This window comes from Micromonospora sp. WMMC273 (assembly GCF_027460285.1).
GTDB lineage: Bacteria > Actinomycetota > Actinomycetes > Mycobacteriales > Micromonosporaceae > Micromonospora > Micromonospora aurantiaca.
In genome coordinates, this window is the sequence record NZ_JAPZBE010000001.1 from 4,674,617 (window position 1) to 4,691,758 (window position 17,142).

Annotated in this window: 18 protein-coding genes; 3 read left to right on the plus strand and 15 right to left on the minus strand. The window is 72.6% G+C overall.

Annotated elements, in window-relative coordinates; all coding sequences use genetic code 11:
• Position 1: 1 nt before the first annotated feature.
• The 7 genes from O7611_RS21565 to O7611_RS21595 all read right to left on the minus strand — a co-directional run bounded on the left by O7611_RS21565 (position 2) and on the right by O7611_RS21595 (position 6,918).
• A complete protein-coding gene (locus O7611_RS21565; RefSeq protein WP_013287980.1) occupies positions 2–835 on the minus strand; it encodes a carbohydrate ABC transporter permease in 834 nt (277 codons plus the stop codon).
• Positions 832–1,818, minus strand: a complete 987-nt coding sequence (locus O7611_RS21570; RefSeq protein WP_013287981.1) for a carbohydrate ABC transporter permease — start codon at positions 1,816–1,818, stop codon at positions 832–834. The genes O7611_RS21565 and O7611_RS21570 overlap by 4 nt, the downstream gene beginning before the upstream one ends.
• Complete coding sequence (locus O7611_RS21575) at positions 1,815–3,107, minus strand: sugar ABC transporter substrate-binding protein (RefSeq protein WP_194802357.1); 1,293 nt, start codon at positions 3,105–3,107, stop codon at positions 1,815–1,817. The genes O7611_RS21570 and O7611_RS21575 overlap by 4 nt, the downstream gene beginning before the upstream one ends.
• A gap of 223 nt (positions 3,108–3,330) precedes the next feature.
• Entirely contained in the window at positions 3,331–3,615 is a 285-nt protein-coding gene (locus O7611_RS21580) for a GlsB/YeaQ/YmgE family stress response membrane protein (RefSeq protein WP_030503112.1), read from the minus strand.
• Between the two features lie 252 nt (positions 3,616–3,867).
• Positions 3,868–4,155, minus strand: a complete 288-nt coding sequence (locus O7611_RS21585; RefSeq protein WP_116507974.1) for a GlsB/YeaQ/YmgE family stress response membrane protein — start codon at positions 4,153–4,155, stop codon at positions 3,868–3,870.
• A 222-nt stretch (positions 4,156–4,377) separates the two neighbouring features.
• Complete coding sequence (lepA, locus tag O7611_RS21590) at positions 4,378–6,255, minus strand: translation elongation factor 4 (RefSeq protein WP_194802358.1); 1,878 nt, start codon at positions 6,253–6,255, stop codon at positions 4,378–4,380.
• 126 nt (positions 6,256–6,381) lie between these two features.
• Entirely contained in the window at positions 6,382–6,918 is a 537-nt protein-coding gene (locus O7611_RS21595; RefSeq protein WP_135241591.1) for a DUF4240 domain-containing protein, read from the minus strand.
• Between O7611_RS21595 and O7611_RS21600 the strand changes: the two genes are divergently transcribed.
• The gene (locus tag O7611_RS21600; protein ID WP_269697484.1) at positions 6,917–7,969 is read left to right on the plus strand and encodes a phosphotransferase family protein; all 1,053 of its coding nucleotides are present in this window, start codon (positions 6,917–6,919) and stop codon (positions 7,967–7,969) included. The two genes, O7611_RS21595 and O7611_RS21600, sit on opposite strands and share 2 nt — an antisense overlap.
• A gap of 486 nt (positions 7,970–8,455) precedes the next feature.
• Positions 8,456–8,722 (plus strand): 30S ribosomal protein S20, encoded by a 267-nt coding sequence (gene rpsT, locus O7611_RS21605; protein ID WP_013287988.1) that lies wholly within the window; start codon positions 8,456–8,458, stop codon positions 8,720–8,722.
• Between the two features lie 298 nt (positions 8,723–9,020).
• Here the strand turns inward: rpsT and O7611_RS21610 are convergent, their stop codons facing one another.
• The 4 genes from O7611_RS21610 to O7611_RS21625 all read right to left on the minus strand — a co-directional run bounded on the left by O7611_RS21610 (position 9,021) and on the right by O7611_RS21625 (position 13,812).
• Positions 9,021–9,512 (minus strand): hypothetical protein, encoded by a 492-nt coding sequence (locus O7611_RS21610; protein ID WP_269697485.1) that lies wholly within the window; start codon positions 9,510–9,512, stop codon positions 9,021–9,023.
• Positions 9,509–10,489: a DNA polymerase III subunit delta gene (holA, locus tag O7611_RS21615; RefSeq protein ID WP_013287990.1), complete on the minus strand. Its 981-nt coding sequence runs from the start codon at positions 10,487–10,489 to the stop codon at positions 9,509–9,511. Before holA ends, O7611_RS21610 begins: the two co-directional genes overlap by 4 nt.
• A 123-nt stretch (positions 10,490–10,612) precedes the next feature.
• The gene (locus O7611_RS21620; RefSeq protein WP_269697486.1) at positions 10,613–13,024 is read right to left on the minus strand and encodes a ComEC/Rec2 family competence protein; all 2,412 of its coding nucleotides are present in this window, start codon (positions 13,022–13,024) and stop codon (positions 10,613–10,615) included.
• Positions 13,021–13,812 carry a ComEA family DNA-binding protein gene (locus O7611_RS21625; RefSeq protein ID WP_269698143.1) on the minus strand — a complete coding sequence of 264 codons (792 nt, stop codon included), beginning with the start codon at positions 13,810–13,812 and terminating at the stop codon, positions 13,021–13,023. Before O7611_RS21625 ends, O7611_RS21620 begins: the two co-directional genes overlap by 4 nt.
• On the opposite strand from O7611_RS21625, the gene O7611_RS21630 reads away from it, so the two are divergent.
• Positions 13,753–14,232 carry a hypothetical protein gene (locus O7611_RS21630; protein ID WP_269698198.1) on the plus strand — a complete coding sequence of 160 codons (480 nt, stop codon included), beginning with the start codon at positions 13,753–13,755 and terminating at the stop codon, positions 14,230–14,232. The two genes, O7611_RS21625 and O7611_RS21630, sit on opposite strands and share 60 nt — an antisense overlap.
• A gap of 83 nt (positions 14,233–14,315) precedes the next feature.
• On the opposite strand, the gene O7611_RS21635 is transcribed toward O7611_RS21630, so the two are convergent.
• The 4 genes from O7611_RS21635 to rsfS are packed head-to-tail and all read right to left on the minus strand — an operon-like array spanning position 14,316 to position 17,035.
• A complete protein-coding gene (locus O7611_RS21635; RefSeq protein WP_194802361.1) occupies positions 14,316–15,092 on the minus strand; it encodes an SDR family NAD(P)-dependent oxidoreductase in 777 nt (258 codons plus the stop codon).
• Between the two features lie 9 nt (positions 15,093–15,101).
• The gene (locus O7611_RS21640; protein ID WP_194802362.1) at positions 15,102–15,956 is read right to left on the minus strand and encodes a DegV family protein; all 855 of its coding nucleotides are present in this window, start codon (positions 15,954–15,956) and stop codon (positions 15,102–15,104) included.
• Positions 15,957–16,004: 48 nt separating this feature from the next.
• Positions 16,005–16,634: a histidine phosphatase family protein gene (locus O7611_RS21645; protein WP_194802363.1), complete on the minus strand. Its 630-nt coding sequence runs from the start codon at positions 16,632–16,634 to the stop codon at positions 16,005–16,007.
• On the minus strand, positions 16,631–17,035 hold the full coding sequence (gene rsfS / locus O7611_RS21650; RefSeq protein WP_194802364.1) for a ribosome silencing factor: 405 nt from the start codon (positions 17,033–17,035) through the stop codon (positions 16,631–16,633). Before rsfS ends, O7611_RS21645 begins: the two co-directional genes overlap by 4 nt.
• Positions 17,036–17,142: the final 107 nt, after the last annotated feature.

A 17,142-nucleotide genomic window follows, 5' to 3' on the forward strand; every position in this document is an offset into this window, starting at 1 on the left:
CTCAGCCCTTCACGGCTCCGGCGACCAGCCCGGAGACCATCCGGCGCTGCACCAGCAGGAAGAAGACGATCACCGGCAGGGTGAACAGCGTGGACGCGGCCATCACCGAGCCCCAGGCGGTGTCGTCCCGGCCGAAGAAGAACGTCATCGCCACCGGCAGCGTGTACTTCTGCTGGTCGTTGATGAAGGTCAGCGCGAAGATCAGCTCGTTCCACGCGGTGATGAACGAGAAGATGCTGGTGGCGACCAGGCCGGGCGCGACGAGCGGGAACAGCACCTTGCGGAACGTCTGGGCCCGGCTGGCGCCGTCGATGGCGGCGGCCTCCTCCAGTTCCTTCGGCACCGCGGCGACGAAGCCACGCAGCATCCAGACCGCGAACGGCAGCGAGAAGCCGAGGTACGTGAGGATCAGGCTGGGCAGCGTGTTGTAGAGGCCGAGCCGCTGGATCATCAGGAACAGCGGGATGACCAGCGCCTCCAGCGGGATCATCTGCACCACCAGCAGCATGATCAGGAACGTGGTGCGCAGCTTGAACCGGAACCGGGCCACGGCTGTCGCGGCGAGCAGCGCGACCAGCCCGCTCAGCAGCACCGTCGCCAGCGCGACGAGCGCGCTATTGAGGAAGAAGTCGGCGAACGTGACGCCCGGGATCAGGTTGCCGGTGAGGATCTCCCGGTAGTGCTCCAGCGTCGGCTCCGCCGGCACCGGCCGGGGCGTGGACGAGAAGATCTCCCGGTTGGGCTTCAGCGACGTCGCCACCATCCAGTAGACCGGGAACGCGGCGAAGAGCGCGACCAGCAGGCCCGCGCCGTTGAGGGCGATCTTCTTCATCATTCGTCCTCCTGCCGCAGCACCATGCGGACGTACAGGGCGGTCACCACGAGCAGGATCACGGTGAGGATGACTGCGATGGCGGAGCCGAGGCCGTACTTCGGCGGCGGCGAGAACGCCTCCGCGTACGAGTAGATCGACAGCATGAACGTGGACCGGTCCTGGGTGCCGCCGGCCAGCACGAACTGCTGGGTGAAGACCTTGAAGTCCCAGATCGTGGAGAGCACCACGAGGATGCCGAAGACCGGCCGCAGGACCGGGAACGTCACCGACCAGAACACCTTCCACGGCCCGGCGCCGTCGACCCGGGCCGCCTCCTGCAACTCCGTCGGCACGCTCTTGAGCCCGGCCAGCACGCTCACCGCGATGAACGGGAACGAGTGCCAGACCACCACGAGCGTCAGGATGGCGAAGAACAGCAGCGGGTCGTTGAACCAGCCGTACCCGGTCCAGTCGCTGCGCCCGAACAGGGCCGTGGACAGCCCGTCCGGGAGCTTGTTGAACAGCCACGTGACCAGGCCGCTCGTGTCGTCGAAGATCCACTTCCAGACGATCGTGCCGGTCAGCGCCGGAGTGGCCCAGGCGAGCATCACGCAGCTCGCCACGAACGTGGCCATCTTCTTGCCCAGGCGGTTGAGCAGCAGCCCGACCAGGGTGCCGAGGATCATCGTGAGCGCCACGTTGGCGAGCGCGAACAGCACCGTGTTGCGCAGCACCGTACGGAAGAACGGGTCGCCGAGGATCTGCGCGTAGTTGGCCAGGCCGACCCACGGCCACTCGCGGTCGCCGCGCAACTGCCGGACGCTGTCCAGCTTGTGGAAGGACATCCACACGACCTGGCCGAGCGGCCAGAGCAGCAGCACGGCGATGATCGCCAGGCAGGGCAGGAGGAGCAGGTACGGAAGGTGGTCCACCCGGCGACGGCGCCGCCGCGCGGGGGTCTCCCGCGCGGCGGCCTCGCCGGTGGCCTCGGTCAGCGTGGTCACTTGGCGTTGAGAATGCTTTCCATCTCGGTGGCCGCGTCGGCGGTAGCCTTCTCGACCGTCTTCTGGCCCTTGATGACCGAGCTGTTCATCGCCTGGGTCACCGTCTTGGTCCGGCTGACCTCGACCCACTTCGGGGTGAGCGGGGTCAGCTTGGTGTTCTGGATGGCGGTCGCGAACGCGGCCATCACCTTGTCGTTGGCGTAGTCGCCGCTGCTGACCAGGTCCTGGTAGACCGGGAAGAAGCCGAGGCTGCTGGCGAACTCCTTGTCCTTCTGCTTGCTCAGCAGCACGGTCATGTAGTCCCAGGCCAGCGCCTGCCGCTCGCTGTCCTTCCAGATGGCGATGTCGGAGCCACCGGCGAACGCCGGGGCGGCCTTGCCGTCCGGGCCGGGGATCGGGAACGTGCCCCACACCTTCTCGATGTCGGGGTTGTCCTTCTTCATCGCGCCGCCCTGCCAGCTGCCGGCGAACGCCATCGCGGCCTTCCCGGTGGCGAACTGGGTACGGGCGTCGACCTCGTTCCAGCCGGCGGCGGCCGGCGGGGCGACCTTGTGCACTGTGACCAGATCGGTCCAGAACTTGACCGCCTTCTGCGCCTCGGGGGTGTTGTAGCCGGACTTCCAGCTGTCGCCCTCCTTGGTGGCGATCTCCCCGCCGGCACCCCAGAGGAAGGAGTAGAACGGCAGCTCGGAGTTGCCGGGCAGGGCGATGCCGTAGGTGCCGGGCTTCTTGGCCTGCACGGCCTTCGCGGCGGCGACCATCTCGTCCCAGTTCGTCGGCGTCTTCACGCCCGCCTCGGCGAACCAGTCGGTGCGGTAGTAGACGGCGCGCACGCCGGCGTACCACGGCACGCCGTACTGCTTGCCGTCGAGCTGGGCGTTCTTGACCAGGTCGGGCAGGATGTCCTTGCCCTCGGACCAGCCGTTGAACTTGTCCGAGACGTCGGCCAGGGCCTCCTGCGCGGCCCAGCCCTGGGTCTCGGTGTTGCCCAGCTCGGTGACGTCCGGACCCTCCCCGCCGGCGAGCGCGGCCTGGAACTTCTTCGGCGCCTCGAGCCAGGGGATGTACTGCACCACGACGTCGGTCTCGGGGTGCTTCTTCTTGAACTCCGCCTCGACGCTGTCGAGGAACTTGGTCTGGGCGTCGCCGCCCTCACCCATCATCCACACAGTGAGCTTGCTGTTGTCGGCGGCCTTGTCGTCGTCGCCGGAGCCACCGCACGCGGTCAGCACCAACGCGGCCGACGCCACGATGGCGGTGACCGGAGCCAGCCGCTTCCACCTGTTCACGCCATATCTCCCTCAGGGCCGTTTGGCACTAACCTTCTCCGCCGCACCTTAGTAGGAAAATTTCCTTTACAACAGGGGGTGTTCGTGACGGAGGGCACAGGCGACCGTATCGCAGCCGGAGGCCCGGCCGACATCGATGCCGTCCGGGCAGCTCAAGGGGCCGCACACGGCGACGGGCGCCCGGCCGTGAGGCCGGGCGCCCGTCGAGGCGCGTGATGCGGGGTCAGTAGCGCGAGACGCCGCGGCGACGACCGACACCGGCCACCAGGGCCACGCCGATCGCGGCGAAGAGCACCTGCAGCATCAGCTCGCGCCAGTCGATACCGGCGGTCTCGGCGAAGCCGGAGGCCCGGGCCACGATCGTGCCCAGAAGCGCGGCGCCGACGCCGATCAGCATGTGCAGCCACATCGGCATGTTCTGCCGGCCCGGCACGACCAGCCGGCCCAGCGCGCCGACGATCAGACCAACGACCAGCGCCGTGATGATGCCCCAAACGGTGAGCTCCATGGTCGCCCTCCTCCTTAAGATCCGGTCACACGTTTTTGTGTGGTTACTGTCGTGATCGCTAAGTTCCCGACCGTCCGGAAATCCAAACCGACTCCGATGACGAATTGTTCAGACGTACCCTGACCTGCTGCTTCTCCCCGAAACCCGGCGCGGCGGGCGGGCCCGGCACACCGACGGGGTTCAATGCGCCGAATACGCCGACGGGCGCCCGGCCGTGGGGCCGGGCGCCCGTCGAGGCGCGTGATGCGTCGATCAGTAACGCGAGACGCTGCGGCGGCGGCCGACGCCGGCCACCAGGGCCACACCGATGGCGGCGAGCACGACCTGCACGGCCAGCTCGGCCCAGTCGATACCGGCGGTCTGCGTGGCGATGCCGAGCGCACGGGCCAGGACGGTGCCCAGCAGCGCCGCGCCGACACCGATCACCATGTGCAGCCACATCGGCATGTTCTGCCGGCCCGGCACGACCAGCCGGCCCAGCGCGCCGACGATCAGACCCACGACGAGCGCGGTGATGATGCCCCAGACGGTGAACTCCACGGTCGGTCCTCCTAAAGCGATTTCGCACGTTCTGTGCGGTTGCTGTCGTGACCGCTAAGTGCCCGACGCATCGAAAACCGAAACCGGCGGCAACGACCGCCGCTCCCCCGGCCGGGACGAACCCGCAGGTGGGAGCGCTGCCAGCAGCTGAAAATTTCCTGGGTACGCGAACGGCCGGCGCCCCTGCGAGGGGACGCCGGCCGGTTCGTGGGCTCTGGCGACCTACTTCTTGCCGGCGGGCTTGCCGTCGCCGGAGTCGGACGACAGCGCCGCGATGAACGCCTCCTGGGGGACCTCCACCCGGCCCACCATCTTCATCCGCTTCTTGCCCTCCTTCTGCTTCTCCAGCAGCTTGCGCTTCCGGCTGATGTCACCGCCGTAGCACTTGGCGAGCACGTCCTTGCGGATCGCGCGGATGGTCTCCCGGGCGATCACCCGGCTGCCGATGGCCGCCTGGATCGGCACCTCGAACTGCTGGCGCGGGATCAGCGTGCGCAGCTTCGCCGCGATCGTCGTGCCGTACGTGTACGCCTTGTCCTTGTGCACGATCGCGCTGAACGCGTCGACCGGCTCACCGTGCAGCAGGATGTCGACCTTCACCAGGTCGGACGCCTGCTCACCGGAGGGCTCGTAGTCCAGCGAGGCGTAACCCTTGGTGCGGCTCTTGAGCTGGTCGAAGAAGTCGAAGATGATCTCGGCCAGCGGCAGCGTGTACCGCAGCTCCACCCGGTCGGCGGAGAGGTAGTCCATGCCCAGCAGGCTGCCCCGGCGACCCTGGCACAGCTCCATTACCGCACCCACGTAGTCGTTCGGGGTCAGCACCGTGGCCCGCACGGTCGGCTCGTACACCTCGGCGATCTTGCCGGTCGGGTACTCGCTCGGGTTGGTGACCACGATCTCCTCGCCGTCCTCCTGGATGGCCCGGTAGACCACGTTCGGCGCGGTGGAGATCAGGTCGAGGTTGAACTCCCGCTCCAGCCGCTCCCGGATGATCTCCAGGTGCAGCAGGCCGAGGAAGCCACAGCGGAAACCGAAGCCCAGCGCGCCGGAGGTCTCCGGCTCGTAGACCAGCGCGGCGTCGTTGAGCTTGAGCTTGTCCAGCGCCTCGCGCAGGTTCGGGTAGTCCGAGCCGTCGATCGGATAGAGACCCGAGTAGACCATCGGCTTCGGGTCCTTGTAGCCGCCGAGCGCCTCCTTGGCCGGGTTGTTGTTGATGGTGACCGTGTCACCGACCCGGGACTGGCGCACGTCCTTCACGCCGGTGATCAGGTAACCCACCTCGCCGACGCCGAGCGCGTCGGCCTTCACCATCTCCGGCGAGATGACGCCGATCTCCAGCAGCTCGTGGACCGCGCCGGTGGACATCATCTTGATCCGGTCCCGGGCCGAGATCCGGCCGTCGATCACCCGGACGTACGTGACCACGCCCCGGTAGACGTCGTACACCGAGTCGAAGATCATCGCGCGGGCCGGCGACTCGGCCTCGCCCACCGGCGGCACGAACTGCCGGACGATCTCGTCCAGCAGGTAGGGCACGCCCTCGCCGGTCTTGCCGGAGACCCTGATGCAGTCCGCCGGGTCGCCGCCGATCAGGTGCGCCAGCTCCTCGGCGTACTTCTCGGGCTGGGCGGCCGGCAGGTCGATCTTGTTGAGCACCGGGATGATGTGCAGGTCGTTCTCGAGCGCCAGGTAGAGGTTGGCGAGCGTCTGCGCCTCGATGCCCTGCGCGGCGTCGACGAGCAGGATCGCGCCCTCGCAGGCGGCGAGCGAACGGGACACCTCGTAGGTGAAGTCCACGTGGCCCGGGGTGTCGATCATGTTGAGCACGGCGCTCTCACCGGCCCGGTCGCCCTCGCGGATCGTCCACGGCATCCGCACGGCCTGGCTCTTGATGGTGATGCCGCGCTCGCGCTCGATGTCCATCCGGTCCAGGTACTGCGCGCGCATCTGCCGCGGGTCGACCACACCGGTGAGCTGCAACATCCGGTCGGCCAGGGTCGACTTCCCGTGGTCGATGTGGGCGATGATGCAGAAGTTCCGGATGCGCGCCGGGTCGGTGGCACCAGGAGCGTTCGCGCCGGGATCGAGCGTCGGTGGCACAGCGGTCCGTTCTGGTCGGCTGACGTGAGCGGGCCGGCGCGCCGCCGGCCCCCTCCATGGTCCCACGTCGCCCGGCGCGCGCCCGGGCTCCCCCTTCACTCCACCGCTATTCCACGGGTGGCTCGGCTATTCCACGGGTGGCTCGACGAAGAGTGCGGCCAGCCGCGGCAGGCGGCGGCGGGCCTCCTCCTCGTCGTCGAAGTCCCAGAAGTCGTTCAGGTCGGGCACCGGAACCGGGTCACGCTCGGCCGGCAGGTCGGACGCGGTGGCCTTCCGGTACGCGTCCCACGGCACCGCCAGCATCTGCTCGCACTCGAACTCCTCGCCGCTGAGCGCCGCGGCCCGGACCTGCGGCAGCTCGGCCAGCGCGTCCGGATCGCCGACCGCCCGCGCGAACACCGCCCGCCCCTGCGTCATCAGCCAACCCCGGAAATATTCGAAGCCGTCGTCCGAGGCACCCCCGTTGATCAGGTAGGCCGCGCCCCACAGGTCGACCTTGTATGAGGCGGCGAGCACCCGCCGCTGGTGGTGGGCGTAGCCGACGATCTCCTCCGGGTCGCGCTCGGCCAGCAGCGCGACCGCCCGGGCGGCCACCGCGTCGGGCTCTCCCCCGGCGCCGGCGCGCGCGTCGTCGATCAACTGCCAGAACTCGTCGGTCCTCATGGCAGGCAGTCTGGCAGAGCCCACCGACGCGCCGGTCCGCCGCGCGCCGCCGGTGCGGCAGCATGGTGCGGTGCGCCCGATCTCCCTACCGCCCGTCCCGTACGGGTCGACAGCCGTCCGGCCCGGCTGGGCCGACCTGCCGGCCGGGCTGCGCGATGCGCTGTCCGCCCGGATCGGCGGCGAACCGTCAGCGGTACGGGTGACGGGTGGCGGATTCACCAGCGGCTTCGCCGCCGTGCTGACCGGCCCCGCCGGGGAGAGCGTGTTCGTCAAGGCGGCGGCGCTGCACGGGCAACGACACCTGGTCGACTGGTACGCCCACGAGGCGGCGGTCCTGGCCCGGCTCCCGGCCGGCCTGCCGGTGCCCCGGCCGCGCTGGGCGCTCACCGAGTCCGGCTGGTACGCGCTCGCGCTCGACGCGATCGACGGGCACACCCCCGCGCTGCCCTGGGCGCCGGCCGAGCTGGACGCCGCACTCGCCACGTACGCCGAAGTGGCCGCCGCGCTCGCCGAGCCGCCCGCGGAGCTGGCCGCGCTCCGGCTACCCCGCCTCGCGGACCTGGCCCGCGACGACATCCTCTGGTGGGGCGAGGTGGCCGCCGGGCGGGAGCCGCCGCCCGAGCAGGCCGCCGGCGCCCCGCTGGCCGAGCTGGTCGCGCTGGAGTCGCGGCTGCCCGGGTACGCCGACGCGGCCCCCGGGCTGGCCCACGGCGACCTGCGGGTGGACAACCTCCTGATCGACCCCGACGGCCGCGCCTGGCTGTGCGACTGGCCCTGGCTCTGCCACGGGCCGGCCTGGTTCGACCTGGCCGGGCTGCTGCTCACCGCGTACGCCGGCGGCCTGGACGCGGACGCCGCGTTCGCCGGTCACCCGGCGACGGCGGGAGCGCCGGCCGACGCGCTGGACGTGACGCTCGCCGCACTGGCCGGGTACTTCCTGACCGGTGCCGCCGCCGGACCGTCGAACGCCTCCCCGCACCTGCGCGCCCACCAGCTGTGGAGCGGGGAGCAGGCGCTCGGCTGGCTGGCCGAGCGGCAGGGCTGGTCCTGACTGACGAGGGACAGCCATGTCAACAAGCAACCTGGTCCGCGAGCCGGCCCCACCCCGCCGGTTCCCCGTGATCCACCCCGGTTCGGCAAGGCGGCCGCATCCCACCGCCTCCTTGATCCACACCAGCACGGGGAAGTGGTCACATCACACTGCCCCCGACCCCGCCACCTCCCCGAACTGGCGAATCAGTCCACCGACCCTCACCCTTGATCCACACCAGCACGGGGAAAAGGCGGCATCACACGGGCTCTGACCCCGCCACCTCCCCGAACTGGCGCGCCGCCCAACCAGCCTGGGAACGCCGGTCGGCCTGGCGGCGTCCATGAGTGCGGCGGCATGCTGGTGACGAGGGTCGGGTGGGCCCCGGCCGGAGGCGTTTTGGCTCGTCCGGGGCCGACCTGGTAGCCTGGCTTTTCGCGCGGCGATGACGCATGCTCGTCGTGCGCGAAAGCAGACCAACCCGAGCTATCAAGACGAGGCTGTCGCGTGGCGAACATCAAGTCCCAGATCAAGCGCAACCGGCAGAACGAGAAGCGCCGGCTGCGTAACAAGTCGGTCAAGTCGTCGCTGAAGACCGCCATCCGGAAGTTCCACGAGGCTGCCGAGGCGGGCGACACCGAGAAGGCCACCGTGCTCATGCGTGAGGCCACCCGCAAGCTGGACAAGGCTGCCAGCAAGGGTGTCATCCACTCGAACCAGGCGGCCAACCGGAAGTCGGCGATCGCCAAGCGCGTCGCCTCGTTCTCTGCCTGACCAGCGCTACAGATTCCACCGGAAGCCCCGGGGCCACGAGCCCACGGGGCTTCCGCCTGTCCGCACTCCCCCGTCGCGCGCCGCGCGCGGAGATCTTGGAAGATTTCGGCCCCTCTGGGGGCCATTTCGTACCAAGATCTACGGAGTGATCGGGCCCCCGGCGGCGGCTTCGGCGGTCGGTCCGGCGGGAAAGCGCGGGGCGTCCGGAGAGCGCGGGGCGCGGTGTCGGGAGGCGCAGCGCCGGGCCTCTGGAGGGCGCAGCGCGAGGCGGCGGGAGAGCGCACCCCGGTGGCTGCGGCTATCGCTCGTTCGGGCGGTCGAATGTCACGCGTTGCGGATGGTGGTAGCGGACGCCCCGGGAATCCGCGGTCACGCCGCCGGGCAACGCACGGGAACTCGCCGCGCCGCGCGGCAGCGACCCGATGCTCGTCGCGCCGCCCGGCAACGCACGGGCGCTCGTGGGCACCCGGGCCCGGCCGACCACCGGCTCCATCTGGCGGCGGAAGCGATCCCGCTCCTGCTCGGGCACCTGCGCCGCGGTGCGGACGACCATCTCGGCCACCACGTCGTTGAGCTTGACCATCGCGGCCACCGCGATCGGCAGCACCAGCACCGCCCACCAGCTCACCAGTTCGGCGAGCGCGAGCAGGACGGCCAGCGCCACCGCGCCCTCGAAGAACAGGAAGCAGAGCACCCCACCCGGGTTGACGAAACGCAGCCCCAGCACCCGGGCGTAGAGCGGGCGGTACCGCTCCTCGTCCGTGGGCACCGTCGACCACGCTCGGGTCACCGGGCGCCGCCCTGCCGGGCCGCGGCCACCGAGAACACGGCCCGCTCCAGCGCGTACGCCCGGTCGTCGGCGCCGCCCTTGACCGCCGCGTTGCACTCGGCCGCCACCCGCATCGCCTCGACCAGGCCCTCCGGCGTCCAGCCCCGGGCGCGTACCTGGGCCTTCTCGATCTTCCAGGCCGGCATGCCGAGCGTCTTCGCCAGTTGGAACGCGCTGCCCCGCCCTGCGGCGGCGACCCGGGCGACGGTCCGTACGCCGTCGGCCAGCGCGTCGGCGATCGGCACCGGGTCGACGCCGACGTGCAGCGCCCATCGCAGCGCCTCCAGCGCACCTGGTACGTCACCGACCATCGTCGCGTCGGCGACGGTGAAGCCGGTGACCTCGGCCCGCCCCCGGTAGTAGCGGGCGACGGTGTCCGCGCCGATCCGCCCGTCGGTGTCGGCGACCAGTTGCGAGCAGGCGGCGGCCAGCTCGCGCATGTCGTTCCCGACGGCGGCGACCAGGGCGTCGGCCGCGTCGGGCGTGCACTTGCCGCCGATGCGGCGGATCTCGTCCCGCACGAAGGCGGCCCGCTCCCGGTCGCCCTTCAGCTTCACCGCCGGCACCACTGTGGCGCCCGCAGCCCGTAGACCGTCGGCGAACGCCTTGCCCTTGGCCCCGCCCAGGTGCAGCACCACGAGCTGCACGTCCGGGTCGGGGTTCTTCGCGTACGCGAGCAGCGCTGTGGACAGGTCCTTGCGGGCGTCCTGCCCGGAGCGGAGCACGAGCACCCGGCGACCGCCGAACAGCGACGGGCTGAGCATCTCGGCGATCTCGCCGACGGTGAGCGTGCCGGCCTGGTATTCCCGTACGTCCACGTCGGGGTCGACCTCGCGGGCCCGGGCGACGGCTTCGGTGACCGCTCGCGTGGCGAGCAGCTCCTCGTCGCCGAGGACGAGCACAATAGGAGGCAGGTCGGCGGGGGTCACGTCGCCCATACTCGCACGCCCTCCGACCCGGCCGGGCCTGCTCATCGGGGACTGTGACGGCGCAGCCCGCACACAGCGCAAATCCAGACATTTGACTTGATTCCCCATCTATCGCAACAAGATTCCCCTGGTTCAGCGTGGCGGTCCCGACTCGGCGCCGCGTTTCACCACTGCGAGGCCGGCATCCACCCGGACCGCCGCGACGTCCCCGTCGGTGTCGGTACGCAGCACCCGCGCACCAGCCCGGGTCAGCCGGTCCAGCAACCCGGCGTTGGGGTGCCCGTAGTCGTTGCCGACGCCCACGCTCACCAGCGCCACCGCCGGACGCACCGCGGCCAGGAACTCCGGCGCCTGGTACGCGGACCCGTGGTGGGCGACCTTCAGCACGTGGGCCCGGATCGCGGCGGCCGGTGTGGTCTCCAGCATCGCCCGCTGCTCCTCCGTCTCGGCGTCACCGGTGAGCAGGATCCGTACCCCGCCCACGGTGGCGGCCAGCACCAGCGAGTTGTTGTTCGGATCCGACCGGCTGCCCCGCAGCGGGTACGGCGGCCCGACCGCGACCAGGTCCACCGCGCCCGCTGACCACCGCCAGCCCGCCTGCACCGGGGTCAGCGGCGCACCGGCCCCGCGGGCCGCCTCGCGTACCTGGGCGACACCGAAGGGCGGCTCGGACCAGGACGGACCCACCACCGCACCCACCCGCCGGCCGCGGAACACCCCGGCCACACCGCCGACGTGGTCGACGTGGAAGTGGCTGACCACCAGCAGCGGCACCTCGCGTACGCGAAGGCGGCGCAGGCATGCGTCCACGCCGGACGGCTCCGGGCCGGCGTCGACCACGACGGCCCGGCCGGCGGCGACCGGCAGCACCACCGCGTCCCCCTGCCCCACCGCGCACGCCACCACCACCCAGCCGCGCGGCGGCCAGCCCGAGGCGAGCAGCCGGATCGGCACCGCACCCAGCACCACCGCCACCACGACGACAGCGATCAGCCGCCGCGCCCGGCGTCGCCGGAAGGCGAGCAGCAGCGCCACACTCACCGCCGCCAGCAGCAGGGCTCCTGCCACCCCGCCCGCCCACGGCAGGTTCCCGGCCGGCAGGTCCGCCCCGTACGCGGCGACCGCCACCAGCCAGCGCGCCGGCCAGCTCGCCAGCCAGGCCAGGAACTCCGCACCGCCCGGCCACACCGGCGACAGCACCGCCGCCAGCACGCCGAGCACGGTGGCCGGCGCGACGGCCGGCACCGCGAGCAGGTTCGCCGGCACCGCCACCAGGCTCACCGTCGCGGACAGCCCGGCGATCACCGGGCCGCAGGCCAGTTGCGCAGCGGCCGGCACCGCGAGCGCCTCCGCCAGCCCGGCCGGTACACCCCGTCGCCGCAACGCGTCCCGCCATCCCGGCGCGAGCAGCAGCAGTCCCCCGGTGGCGCAGACCGACAACGCGAAACCCGGGTCGCCCGCGAGGTCCGGGTCGTACAGGACCAGCCCGGTGACAGCGGCGGCGAGCGCCGGCAGTGCCGACCGGGACCGCCCGGCGGCGAGCGCGGCGAGCCCGATCGCGCCCATCGCGGCGGCACGCACCACGCTCGGCGATGGCCGCACCAGGATGACGAACCCGACGAGCGCGAGGACGCAGAGCACGGCGGCGGTACGCGGACCGGCGCGCGCCCAGCGGGCCAGCAGCAGCACCGCTCCCACGACGATCGCCACGTTGGACCCGGACACCGCGTTGAGGTGCGTCATCCCGGTGGCCCGGAAGTCCTCCTCCACCTCCGGCAGCAGCCGGCTGGTGTCGCCCACCACCAGACCCGGCAGCAGCCCGCCCGGCGCGTCGGGCAGCGGCTCGCAGGCCCGTTGCAGCCCGGCCCGCAGCACCCCCGCCGCCCGTTGCGGCCACGACGCGTCGCCGCGCAGCGTGGGCGGTTCGGCGGTGGAGAGCACGGCGGCGGTCAGGTCACCGCCGCGCGGGGCGGCCAGCCTCCCCCGGCTGGTGACACGCTGGCCGGGAAGCAGTGGACGCCAGGCCGGGTCGGTGGCGAGCACCAGGGCGCGTACCGGGCCGGTGACGCGGGCGCCGCCGGGGCCGGTGAGCTGGATCAGATCCACGCGGACCAACAGCATCGGTTGCCGGCCGGGCGCGCCGCGTATCGGGCGGGGATCGTCGCGCAGCACCAGCTCGGCAGTGACCGGGGCGCTGTCGGCGACGAGCGCGCGGACCGGGGCGGCGTCGCGGACCGCGACCCGCGCGCCGGTGGCCGCCGCCCCGCAGAGGACGCCGAGCAGTACGGCGACCGCGATCCAGCCGTAGCGGCTGGCCGTCACGCCCGGCCGGCCGAGCACGCCGGCCAGGTGCAGGCCCGTGAGCAGGGCGAGCGCGGCGGCGACGGCGGCCACCCACACGCTCGACCGGACACTCAGGTGCAGCCCGGCCAACGCGGCGAGCCAGGCCGCCACCGCCAGCCCGGCCAGCCGCAGGTCGGGCACGTCGCGGCCGGCCACGTCACCGTCGAGGGGCGCGGGGCGTGGCCCGCGTCCGGCGGTCACACCGTCACCAGTTCTTTGAGCTGCTCGTACCGGGCGTCGCCGATGCCGTCGACCTGCCGCAGGTCGGACACGGACCGGAACCCGCCGTTGCGGTCCCGGTGGTCGAGGATCCGCTGGGCGAGCACCGGGCCGACGCCCGGCAGCGCGTCGAGCTGGGCCAGCGTGGCGGTGTTCAGGTTGACCGGGCCCGCAGGTGCCGCCGAGCCACCCGGTGCACCACCACCAGCCGCGGCCTGCCCGGGTGGGGCGGTGACGCCGACCAGGATCAGCTCCCCGTCGGTGACCTTGCGGGCCGGGTTGAGCAGCGCCACGTCGACGCCGGGCAGCGCGCCGCCGGCCGCCTCGATCGCGTCGGCCACCCGCGCGCCGGCCGGCAGGCGGACCAGGCCGGGACGCCGGACCTTGCCGGCGAGCGCGACGACCACCTGACCGGGTGAGCCGACCGCCACCGGCGCTCCGGGAGCCGCTTCGGTCGCCGCGCTCACCGGCGCCTCGGAGGACGCCGTGACGGGCTTTACGGGCTCGGCGCTGGGACGCGCGCGCCACGCCCAGACGGCGGCCACCAGGACCACCACTGCGGCCACCGCCGCGAGCGCGCGTACACCCCGGCGGCCGGGATCGAACGCCCCAGGACCGGGCAGCCGCGACGCGAGCCCACGCCCGGATCCCGGAGCGTCGCCTGTGCCGTCGGCGTCCGAATCGTCGGAGGCCGGATCAGCCCCGAACGGATGCTCCCGCCCGCCGTCGCGCTCCGGGAATCCGGGGCGCAGCCCGAAACCCGGCTCGATCTCGTCCGGCCCACGCCCGAGCCGCCCTCGGGCACCGGGCCGACGCCGAGCAGGCGGACCGGCGTCCTGCTCGCCCGGCGGCTGTGGGTCGCGGGTGCCGGCCCGGCCAGGGGCATCCCCGAGGCTCGCGCCGGACCCGCCGGTGAAGATCGGCACGGCACCGTCCGGCCCGGGCAGGGAAAAGCCGGGCGGCCAGGAGGACCGCGCCGGCCGGCCGCCCTGCTCGACGAGATCCGGGCCGGGCTGGGCCTCTCCGGCTCGATGGCCGGACTCCCCCAGCCGGCCGGCGCGGATCGACGGAACAGCGACGGCATCCGTGAACCCGAACAGCCGGGCGAGCCGCCGCCGTACCGTCGTTTCCTGGTCGTCTGGCACGGCTCGGGACGCTACGGCGACGGCTCGTCGACCGTCGGCCGGTGAACTCCCACCTGTGGACAGCCAGCGCGCTGTGGACAGGAGCCCGATCAAGCCCTGACTGTGCTAGGGCGGCCGGAAGGCGAAGCTCAGCGTGCCTCCGGGTCCAGCCCGAGCGCGGCCCGCCCACCGTCGACCGGCACCGTCGCGCCGTTGACGAACGAGGCGCGGTCGGAGAGCAGGAACGCGACCACCTCGGCCACCTCGTCGGTACGCCCGATCCGGCCGAGCGGGTGCAGCCGGGCCATCTCCGCGTCGACGTGCTCCACCCCGGCCGGGTCGAGTCCGGCCAGGTAGGCGGCGTGCCGTTCGGTGTGGATGGACCCGAGCGCGACCGCGTTGGCGCGGATCCCGCGCGGACCGTAGTCGACGGCGAGCGCCCGGGTCAGCCCCTCCAGCGCGGCCTTGGCGGTGGCGTACGGCAGTGCCCCCGGCACCGCCCGGCGGGCCTGGTGGGATGAGACGTTGACGATCGCGCCGCCGGTGCGTGCGGCCAGGAACCGGCGTACGGCGGTCGCGGCCCCGGCCACGGCGGGGCGCAGGTTCAGCGCGATCAGGTCGACGACCTCGCTCGCGGGCGCGCGGTGCAGGTCGGCGTCGCGGAAGACGGCGGCGTTGTTGACCCAGCCGGCCAGTGGCGCGTGTGCCTCGGCGCGGTCGGCGGCCCGGCCGGTGACCGCCTCGTCACCGGCGTCGCCGGTCAGGGCGTGCAGCCGGTCGGCGAGCGGGTGGCGGGCCAGCCAGTCCAGCGCGCTGGTGTCCCGCTCGACCACGACCACTGTGCCGCCGTCTGCGGCCAGCCGTTCGACGACGGCCCGTCCGACGCCGCGCCCGCCGCCGGTGACGACGTACGACAGAGCGCTCATCCGGCCACCCTATGGGGTGCGGCGGTGCACCACCACGCATGCCAGCCCGGGCCCGGCGTGCGCGGCGACGACGGCTCCGGCCTCGGTGACGTACGTGTCGTGCAGGCGATCGCCCAGCCGCTCGGTCAGCGCCGTCAGCAACTGCTCGGCGCGTTGCGGCGCGGCGAGGTGGTGCACGGCGAGGTCCACCTGGGCGTCACCTGCTGCCTCGACGGCGAGGTCGACCAGGCGTGCCACGCCCCGGCTGGCGGTGCGGACCTTGTCCTTCACCACGATCGCGCCGTCCGGCATGTGCATGATCGGCTTGACCGAGAGGGCGGTGCCGAGCAGCGCCTCGGCCGCGTTGATCCGGCCGCCCCGGCGCAGGAACTCCAGCGTGTCGACGTAGAAGTAGATGGTGGTCCTGGTGACCGCGTCCAGCGCCGCGTCGCGTACCCCGGTCAGGTCGGCGCCCTGCGCGGCGGCCGCAGCGGCGGCGAGCGCCGGGAAGCCGAGGCCCATGCCTGTGGATCGGCTGTCGACCACCGTGACGCGGTCGTCGCCGACCTCGGCGGCGGCCAGCCGGGCGGCCTCGACGGTGCCGGACAGCTCGGCGGACAGGTGCACCGACACCACGCCGTCGGCGCCCTCGGCGAGCAATCTGCGATAGACCTGCGCGAACTGTTCGGGCGCGGGCCGGGACGTGCTCACCGAGACCCGCCGGCCGCTCAGCGCGCGGGTGGCGTCGGCCGGGGAGGTCTCGACGCCCTCCAGTCCTTCCGCGCCGTTGAGCACGACTGTGAGCGGGACGACTGTGAGGCCGCGTGCGCGGATCAGGTCGGGGGGCAGGTAGGCGGTGGAGTCGGTGACGACCGCGACGGGCATGACCGGCACGCTAGCCGATGGCGCTGTGACGTGCCGGGGCCGGAGGTGTCAGACCGCGTCGGTGAGCGCCGGCTGGGTGATCAGGCCGACGTTGTGCGCGCGCAGGTGCCAGCCCCGCACGTCGTCGTGGCGCAGTTCGGTCCAGTGGCAGTTCGCCAGCGAGCCGAGGCTGCGCAGCACCGTGTGGTCCCAGCCGAGCAGGTGCCCGACGCCCTGCCGGGCGCCGCCACCGTGCGTGGTCACCACGACGGTGCCGCCGACGGCGAGGCCTGCGGCGTCCTGGAACCCGGCGCCGAGCCGGGCGCCCAGGTCGCCCAGGGGCTCGATGCCGGCGCCGGGGTCGGGGTCGCCGGCCCGCCAGCGGGCGTACTCGTCGGGGAACCGCTCGGCCGCCTCGGTCAGGGTGAGGCCCTGCCACTGGCCGAAGTGCCGTTCGCGCAGCCGGGCGTCGGAGCGGACCGGTAGCCCGGTCAGCGCCGCGAGCGCGGCGGCGGTGTCGGCGGCCCGGCGCAGGTCGCTGGCGACGATCGCGTCCGGGCGCAGCGCGGCGAGCACCGGCGCGGCGGCACGTGCCTGCTCCCGGCCGAGGTCGTTGAGCGGCACGTCGGTCTGGCCCTGGACGCGGCTTCCGGCGTTCCAGTCGGTGTTGCCGTGCCGCCAGACGATCAGGCGGGTCATTCGGCGGTGGCGGTGCCGGCGGCCGAGTCGGCCAGGTCGCGGTCCTCGAAGGGAATCTGCGGGCAGTCCTTCCAGAGCCGGTCGAGGGCGTAGAACTCGCGCTCCTCGGTGTGCTGGACGTGGACCACGATGTCGACGTAGTCGAGCAGCACCCAGCGGCCACCCCGCTCGCCCTCGCGGCGCACCGGCTTGGCCTTCTCCGGCAGCTCCAGCAGGCGCTCCTCGATGGCGTCGACGATGGCGAGGACCTGACGCTCGTTCGGAGCGGCGGCCAGCAGGAACGCGTCGGTGATCGCGAGCTGGTCGCCCACGTCGATGATGACGATGTCCTGTGCCTTCTTGTCGGCCGCGGCCTGGGCGGCGGCCATCGCCAGCTCGTGCGCGCGTTCGGAAACTGTCACCGTTCTCCTTCGATCAACCGTGCGACCCTCCAAGCGTCTCACACCCGGCGGTGCGGCGACTTGTCAGTTCTGGTCGATTTCAGGCATGAACCGGGACACACAGGGGC